This is a genomic window from Mesorhizobium sp. M2C.T.Ca.TU.002.02.1.1, from assembly GCF_003997225.1.
Map to the genome: position 1 here is coordinate 1 of NZ_RZTO01000979.1, position 2,063 is coordinate 2,063.

The 2,063-nt window shown below is 60.7% G+C and carries 3 protein-coding genes and 1 pseudogene; 2 read left to right on the top strand and 2 right to left on the bottom strand.

Features of this window, described 5'->3' with window-relative positions:
- Positions 1 to 396: pseudogene (locus EOD07_RS32270) on the bottom strand (S9 family peptidase); the annotation flags it as partial.
- A 133-nt stretch (positions 397 to 529) separates the two neighbouring features.
- On the opposite strand from EOD07_RS32270, the gene EOD07_RS32275 reads away from it, so the two are divergent.
- Positions 530 to 874 carry an SH3 domain-containing protein gene (locus EOD07_RS32275; RefSeq protein WP_164772751.1) on the top strand — a complete coding sequence of 115 codons (345 nt, stop codon included), beginning with the start codon at positions 530 to 532 and terminating at the stop codon, positions 872 to 874.
- A gap of 419 nt (positions 875 to 1,293) precedes the next feature.
- Positions 1,294 to 1,719, top strand: a complete 426-nt coding sequence (locus EOD07_RS32280; RefSeq protein WP_040991330.1) for a MucR family transcriptional regulator — start codon at positions 1,294 to 1,296, stop codon at positions 1,717 to 1,719.
- Between the two features lie 66 nt (positions 1,720 to 1,785).
- Here the strand turns inward: EOD07_RS32280 and EOD07_RS32285 are convergent.
- The coding region (locus EOD07_RS32285; RefSeq protein WP_206519625.1) for a SufE family protein at positions 1,786 to 2,063 on the bottom strand (278 nt) is incomplete at its 5' end.

Sequence of the window (2,063 nt, forward strand, 5' to 3'; positions counted from 1 at the left end):
CTCCTCGGCGCCGCCGTCGCGCGGCGTGCGGAAATAGCGCGGCTGCTCGCCGCCTTGCCGGAAGGAAGAGCCATAGGCAAAGGGGCCGTCCTTCATCGGCACGGTCGAGTCATCCTCCTTGATGCGCCCCTTCATCTCGGCAAACAGCTTGCCGCGCAGGTCCGCCGTGCCCGCCATCAGCGCCGCCTGATAGGCGTTTTCAGCCTCGAGATGAGCCCGGATGCGGCCGTCGAGCAGGGAAGGGTCACGGAACACGGCCTGCCAGTTGTCGGCCCGCATCCAGGCATAGTCGTCGCTGCGGGTGACGCCGTGATGCGTGTCGGAAACCGGATGTTTCTCAGGGATAGGCGGGCTGGCGGCCGGGAAGGCGGAAGTCAAGGGGGGATCTCTGGTCATTACGTCTCGCTGCGGAATTTGCTTGAATGACGAATGAACACGCCGCTCAGCGGCGGTTCAAGGGGCATGGTTCAAGGTGGTCTACAGAAACCAAGTCGAAGGGGGAAAGATGAAATCCTGTGTTTCTACCGCAATGTCTGTCGCCGTCCTCGCGGCGGGTCTGGCTTTTTCCAGTCAGTCTCATGCAACCGTCTTTGCCGCCTGGCAAGTAGCGGGCGTGCCGTTCGGCGACACGCTCAATGCGCGAAAGTATCCGTCCAACGCATCCCAGAAACAGGCTGCCTATCCGAACGGCACCGTGCTGCAGATGACCGGCCGCTGCACCGGTGGCGTAAACCTGCTCGATATCGCCCGCCAGCCGCAGTGGAAGCAGCGCCAGGCGATCCGTTATCGCTGGTGCGAGGTCTGGCACGATCCGGCGCAGAACGGTCATTTCGTCACCGGCTGGGTCTACGGCAAATATATCGCGCCTCACTGAGGGATACCATCGCGCCGCCTTGTCGGGTCCAGCCGCCAAGGCGACGTCCTTACGCTTCGTTGCGCCGCAGGATTCGTTGTGCTGGCGCAACGGCGCCCAAGCATTGGCCAAGCATTGAACGCCGTGTAGTGCGGCGATCGGATGTCTAACATGCGGATGACGCAACGTCATGGCATGCTGGTCTGGCCAGAAAAATCTCGCGAAGTTACACGGTGCACGAATTTTTGAAGCTGAATCGGCAATATTTGATGAATATCGACCAATATAAGTCAATATGCGAATTGACTTACTTTCAATGCGGCGTCATTAAGATAACCGACGCGAATCTCAGAGCCTTTCCTGAATGAAATTCGCGCGATGCCCGATCCAAGAAAAAGGGCGCAGTTTTAGAAACAAACTCTCGTTGGGGCCTTAGCACTATGGAAATCGTCGAAACACCTTCGAAAAACGGTGATGCGCTGATCGAGCTGACTGCCGATGTCGTCGCCGCCTATGTCAGCAACAACCCGGTGCCGGTCGGGGAACTGCCGAACCTTATTGCCGACGTCCATGCCGCGTTGGGCCGCGTCGGCGGCTCGTCGGAGCAGCCGTCGGCCGAAAAGCAGAAGCCGGCCGTCAACCCGAAGCGCTCCGTCCACGACGACTACATCGTCTGTCTCGAGGACGGAAAGAAGTTCAAGTCGCTGAAGCGGCATTTGATGACCCACTACAATCTGACGCCGGAAGAATACCGGGAGAAGTGGGGTCTGGACGCCAACTACCCGATGGTCGCCCCCAATTACGCGGCTGCCCGCTCGCAGCTCGCCAAGAAGATGGGTCTCGGCCGCAAGCGCAAGGGCCGCTGATAAGCCTCGCCTCCGCTGCAGTTCGACGGCGCCCTCCGGGCGCCGTTTGCTTTAAAAGATCTGAGGTCAGGCCGTCTGCTTCAGCGCCGCTTCCGCGTCGCGTTTGATGCGCTTGACCATCGAGCGGAGGCCGTTGGCGCGTTGCGGCGACAGGTGCTCATCGAGGCCGAGCTCTTTCAGCGTCGCTTCGGCGTCCGTGTCCTGGATCTCGCTTGCCGGCCGGCCCGAAAACAATGCCAGCATGATGGCGACGAGGCCGCGCACGATATGGGCGTCCGAATCGCCCTGGAAGCGGATGACCGGATCGGTACCTGCTCCCTGCTCGGTGGTCAGCCACACCTGGC

Excerpts from the sequence above, each read along its gene's own strand:
- EOD07_RS32275 (WP_164772751.1), top strand. The coding sequence starts at position 530 with ATGTCTGTCGCCGTCCTCGCGGCGGGTCTGGCTTTTTCCAGTCAGTCT.
- EOD07_RS32280 (WP_040991330.1), top strand. The coding sequence starts at position 1,294 with ATGGAAATCGTCGAAACACCTTCGAAAAACGGTGATGCGCTGATCGAG.